The organism is Streptomyces aureus (genome assembly GCF_001418135.1).
GTDB lineage: Bacteria > Actinomycetota > Actinomycetes > Streptomycetales > Streptomycetaceae > Streptomyces > Streptomyces aureus_A.
Map to the genome: position 1 here is coordinate 267 of NZ_LIPQ01000413.1, position 5,697 is coordinate 5,963.

General features: G+C 71.8%; 3 protein-coding genes. 1 reads left to right on the top strand and 2 read right to left on the bottom strand.

What is annotated here, in order from left to right; translation table 11 throughout:
* The coding region (locus AOK00_RS29245) for a hypothetical protein (RefSeq protein ID WP_254047549.1) at positions 1 to 1,861 on the top strand (1,861 nt) is incomplete at its 5' end.
* A 141-nt stretch (positions 1,862 to 2,002) separates the two neighbouring features.
* Here AOK00_RS29245 and AOK00_RS29250 read toward each other — a convergent pair.
* Entirely contained in the window at positions 2,003 to 4,168 is a 2,166-nt protein-coding gene (locus AOK00_RS29250; RefSeq protein WP_055603244.1) for a putative bifunctional diguanylate cyclase/phosphodiesterase, read from the bottom strand.
* On the bottom strand, positions 4,165 to 4,977 hold the full coding sequence (locus AOK00_RS29255; protein ID WP_055603245.1) for an SAM-dependent methyltransferase: 813 nt from the start codon (positions 4,975 to 4,977) through the stop codon (positions 4,165 to 4,167). Before AOK00_RS29255 ends, AOK00_RS29250 begins: the two co-directional genes overlap by 4 nt.
* Between the last annotated feature and the right edge of the window lie 720 nt (positions 4,978 to 5,697).

Consider the following 5,697-nt stretch of genomic DNA (forward strand, 5'->3'; position numbering starts at 1 on the left):
GGCGCTCGCCGACGGCGACACCCGCGCCCGTACCGTCGAGCAGCTGAGCGCCGGCGTCCTCGACCTGCTGACCCTCCCCTCGTACGGCCGCTACCAGCACACGTACGAGGAGATGCTCGCCGTCCACGACGAGCTGATCGCGGCGGCCGGCGACCGGCTGACGGTGCTGCACCTCGGCGCCGATGCGGACACCGAGGTCACCGCGCTGTACCTGGCCCTGGCCGGCGGCACGACCCCGCTCGGCGAGGAACATCTGCGTGATCTGGCCGTGCTCGCCGAGCACTGCGCGGACGGCCCGCAGCCCGAGACGATCACGGTCCGGGAGAACCGCGCCGTCGTCAACCACGCCCGGCTGCGGGTGGGCGCCACACCGCTGCTCGACACCATGACCGACGTCCTGCGGCTGGCCTGCGCCCTCGCGGACGGCGATGTCACCCTGCGCGAGCCCACCCGTTTCCGCGCGCTGTCCCGTCCGCACCGCCGCGCCCTGCTGGCGGGTCTGGACGCGGTGGTGGCCGCGTCCCCGGCGAAGCTGTCGGACGTGTCCGCACACGGGGAGGCGTGGAAGCGCCTCGGGGAGCGCCTGCACCCCCACGAGTACCCGCACTGGCCGCACGCCGCCGAGGTGTTCGCCGTCGCACGGGGCGAGCGGAAGGCGCCGTCGTTCGACAGTCGCGTGGAGGATCTGCTGGTACGCGGGGAGGTCGCGGGCGCGGCGGAACTGCTGGTCGCCGCCCCGGGTCGGCTGTTCCGCGCTCTGGACCGGCTGCTGCGCGTCGCGGCGGACGGCAAGGAGCGGGAGGCGGTCCTCGCGGCCGTCGAGCGGGCCGTGCCGGAGGTGTCGGGCCGGGTCGTCCTGTCGGTGCGTGAGCACCTGCAGAACCGCGCGGCCGGGAGCGGCGGGGAGCGCAGGGTGTTCGTGAACCGGGAGGGCAAGGCCTGGGTCACCGACGACACGCGTCCCCCGCTGGAGGACACCGCCCGCGAGCGGCTCCTCGCGGTGCTCGACGCCGAGACCCGGCGGCGGCTCCCCTCCTCGGCGCGCCTGTTGATCGACCCGGACGTCCTGGACGTGGCCCTGCCGCTGAGCGGCCGGGCGGCCTCGGCGGGGCTCGGCGTGCTGCCGCGCGGCTCGGTCTCGCCGGTCGAGGGGGAGCTGCTGCGCTTCTTCACGTACTGGCGGGAGGCGCGGCACACGACCGACCTCGACCTGTCGGCGCTCGTCCTGGACGCGGACTACTCGACCGTGACCTGGCTGTCGTACACGGCCCTGACCGACGTCGAGGGCCGGCACTCGGGTGACATCACCCAAGCCCCGGACGGGGCATCGGAGTTCATCGATCTGCGGCTCGGTGCGGTGCGGGGCACGTTCATCGTGCCGCAGGTGCACGTCTTCTCCGGGGAGGGCTTCGACCAGGTCGCGGAGGGCTTCTTCGGCTTCATGCTGCGCGAGTCCGAGCAGCGTGGCCGGCCGTTCGAGCCGCGTACGGTGCGCATGAAGTCGGATCTGCGCGGCCCCGGCCGGGTGGCGTTGCCGCTCGCCTTCCGCCGGGACGACGAGGGCCGCTGGCACGCGCACTGGCTGCACCTGTACCTGAGGGGAACGCCGTCGGCGAACCGGGTCGAGGGGCACCGGGTGTCGATCGCGGTCCTGCTGCGCGGCCTGATGGGGCGCGCGTCCCTGACGGTCGGTCATCTCGTGGCGCTGATGGAGCAGTCGGGGGCTCGGACGACCCTGTGGGACGGCCGGACGGTACCGGACGCCCCGGTCACCTACATCGGCCTGGAGCGGCCGGACGGTCTCGCCCCCGGCTCGCGCGTGTTCACCCCGGAAAATCTGCGCGACCTGCTGCCCGCCTGAGTGCTACGGTCTTTCCGGGGCGAGGCCATGGAGAGGCTTCCTTCTCATACTCCAATGAAATAGCCTCTCCGCTTTCCTCCCCCGTCTCTCTTCCCGGCCTCCCCGCTTCGCGCGGGGAGGCCGGTTTCGTACGTCCGGGTCTCAGACCGCGTCCGCCAGGAGCAGCGAGTGGATGCGGTCCGGGGCGCCGGGGCGGGCGTAGTACCAGCCCTGGGCCGTGTCGCAGCCGAGGTCGCGGAGCTGTCGGGCCTGCGCCCCGGTCTCCACGCCCTCGACGGTGACGGCGAGTTCCAGGCTGTGCGCCAGGGAGACGATCCCCTCGACGATCTTCAGGTCGACCGGGTCCACCGGATGCTGCTGCATGCCCCGGGTGAAGGAGCGGTCGAGCTTGAGGACGCTCACCGGCAGCCGGCGCAGATTGGCCAGGTTCGAGTAGCCGGTGCCGAAGTCGTCGAGCGCGATGTCCACGCCCATCTCGGCGAGCTGCCGCAGCGGCTTGAGCAGGTCCTCGTCGGCCCCGATGAGCGCCGACTCGGTCACCTCCAGGCAGAGCGCGCCCGGTTCGAGCCCGGACCGTTCCAGGACGTCGACGGTGTCGGCGACCAGGCGCGGGTGGTGGAGCTGCGTCGGGGAGAGGTTGACGTTGATCCGCAGCGGCCCTCCGTCGGCGTGCCGGGCCTGCCAGAAGCGGGCCTGGCGCACTGCCTCCTGGAGCACCCAGCGGCCGAGCGGCACGATGAGCCCGGTGTCCTCGGCGAGCGGGATGAACCGGTCGGGGCCGAGTACTCCGTGCTGCGGGTGGCACCACCGTACGAGCGCCTCGGCGCCGTGCACACTGCCGTCGTCGAGGTGGACGAGCGGCTGGTACTCGATGAAGAACTCGCCGCGTTCCAGCGCGGTCGGCAGGGCCGTGGTGAGGCCGTGCCGGGTGATGGCGCGGGCGTCTGCCTCCGGGTCGGCGAGCTCGAAGCGGTTGCCGCCGGCGGACTTGGCCCGGTACATGGTGATGTCGGCGCTCCGCAGCACCTCGGCCGCGGTGCGTTCGCCGGCCGGGCCCTCGACGACGCCGAGGCTGCCGCGGACGGTCAGTTCGCGGCCGTCGATGCGGAGGGGGGTGGCGAGGGCGGCGAGGATGCGGTCGGCGAGTTCGGTGACGTCCTGTTCGCCGGCGGCGCCGGTGGTGAGGGCGACGAACTCGTCGCCGCCGAGCCGGGCGACCATCTCGCCGGCGCCGGTGACACAGCTCTGCAGCCGGTCGGCGACCTCGACGAGGAGCCGGTCGCCGGTGGAGTGGCCGAGGCTGTCGTTGATGACCTTGAAGCCGTCGAGGTCCAGGTAGCAGAGGCCGAAGCGGGCGTTGTCGCCGGGCGCGAGGGCCTTCTCCAGCCGCTCGAAGAACAGGGTCCGGTTGGGAAGCCCCGTCAGCGCGTCGTGGGTGGCCTCGTACCGCAGGCGCAGATGGAGCAGGCGCCGCTCGGTGGTGTCCTCCATGAGGGCGAGCTGGTACTGGGGGTTGCCCTCGGCGTCGCGGAGGAGCGAGACGGTGAGGTTGGTCCAGAGAACCGTTCCGTCTCCGCGGTAGTACGGCTTCTCCACCCGGTAGTGCTCACGGTCGCCGCGGACCAGCTCGTCGTACAGCTTCCAGACGTGCGGACCGTCCTCCGGGTGGACCCACTCGCTGACGTTCCGGCTGCGCAGCGGCCCCTCCATTCCGCCGAACATGCGGGTGAGGGTCTCGTTGACCTCCAGGACGTTGCCGTCGAGGTCGGCGATGCCGATGCCGATCGCCGCTCCGTCGAAGACCGCCCGGAACCGGCTCTCGGTGGCGTGCAGGGCGATCTCGGCGGCGCTGCGGGCGGACAGCGCGGAGCGCGCGATGGCCTCCTGCTCGGCCCGGGTCCGCTCGCGCAGGGCCTGGGCGTAGCCGGTGGCCATCGCGTGCTGGAGCCGGGCGCAGCGGGCCCGGAGCTCCTCGGCCGGCAGGTCCGACTCCGTACCGCAGTAGAGCACCAGGTACGAGTCCACCACCCCGAGGCTGCGGCCGAGGGCGTCCGGGTCGGTGCAGTGGGCGGCGATCAGCGCGGCGCCGGCGCGCTGGGCCGGGGCCGTGTCGAACGGCCGGGCGTGCAGCGCGTCGTACAGCGTGCGGGCCAGCGGCAGCAGATGGACCTCGAACTCGGCACGGGTCAGCGAGGTGGCGGTCACCGGGAAGATGGCACGGCTCCAGATGGTGACGAACCGCCTGAGTCTGTCCTCCGGGCCGTCGGCTTCGGCAACGCTGCCGGACGGCTGAGACGGGACCTTCACGCCTTGCGCCCCACCCCTGCGAAACCGGAGAAGGCGTAGGGATCCTCCTCCTCGACCGGACTGTCCGGACGCCAGTGGGGCATCGGGACGAGGCCGGGCTCGATCAGTTCGGTGCCCTCGAAGAAGCGGGCGATCTCGGCGCCGGAACGCATCACCAGCGGGTTGCGGATGTTCCGGTAGACCCCGACGGTGCCGCCGGCCTGCTCCTCGGAGAGCGGGATGCCCTGGTACGAGGCGTGGGTGAGCACCAGGAGGCTGCCGGGCGCGAGGGCGTCGAGCAGTTCGGTCACGGCCTCGTGCGGCCGGTCCTCGTCCTCCAGGAAGTGCAGGACGGCGACGAGGAGCAGCGCCACCGGCCGCTCCAGGTCGAGGAGTCGGGACACCTCGGGACTGTAGAGGATGTCGGCCGGCTTGCGCAGGTCCGCGGCGACGACCGCGGCGCCCTCGTCGCCCTCGAGGACGGCGCGGCTGTGGGCCACGGCGACGGGGTCGTGATCGACGTAGACGACGCGGGCCGCGGGGTCGGCGGTCCGGGCGACCTCGTGCACATTGCCGAAGGTGGGTATGCCGGACCCGATGTCCAGGAACTGGGTGACGTCGTTGTCAACGGCGTGGCGGACGGCGCGCCGCATGAAGGCACGGTTCGCCTGCATGATCTTGGGCAGGCCAGGCATGAACTCCATGGCCTTGCGCGCCGCTTCCCGGTCCACTTCGAAATTGTGCGAGCCGCCCAGATAGAAGTCGTACATACGGGACACGCTCGGCACCGAAATGTCGATACCAGGCGGAGCCCAGGCGGGACGCTCCATCAATGTCTCCAACAAGTCGCCATGGGGTGCGGCCATGTGTTCGCGGCCGGTGTTCGAGGTGAGGCTACTGATCGCCCGCCGAGAGAGCGAGTAGAAACGGAAATTCGCGGTCCGTTCTTGGTCACACGCCATTGGCACGTGCTCTCGGGAACGAAGAGTTCACGCCTTCAGGCTGTGCAAATTCACGTGCATATGAGTGTGCGTCGGCTCTTCGGCCGAGTGCGGCTCCCCGCGCTGGACGTCCAGGTCCCGCCCGTACCTCGGTTGTTGCCGTCGGAGGGGTCTGGTCGCCGGTGCAGGATGCCCCCTTCTCCTTCCCGTCCGACAGGGCGACAACCGGACAGTTATCGATCCGAGGCCGGAACGGACCCGGTCCGCCGTCTTCCGGAATCCATCTGCCCCGCGATACACGGGCATTGAGCCCCGCCGGGCCGCCCGGCCGGCTTCGGACGAGGCGAAACGTCAAACCAGTACGTCCGGAGATCCGCTCCATCCGGCGAATCCCGCTCGATTCCGCCCCGGCGCCCCCCGCCTGTGATCAAGCTCGACGGCGTGTCTCTGAACGGATCACTCCTCGCGCGGTCGCTGGCGGCCCTCGCACTGGTATGGCTACTCGCCACCCCGGTGCCCACCGCCGCGGATGCCTGCGCCTACGCCTCGACCGGCCCGGGCGGTTCCCACGTCGCGGTGGCGATCGCCGGCGACGGCCACGGCCACGGC

What these genes read in the sequence shown, in the direction of transcription:
- AOK00_RS29255 (WP_055603245.1), bottom strand. Translation starts at nt 4,977, where the DNA reads ATGGAGCGTCCCGCCTGGGCTCCGCCTGGTATCGACATTTCGGTGCCG.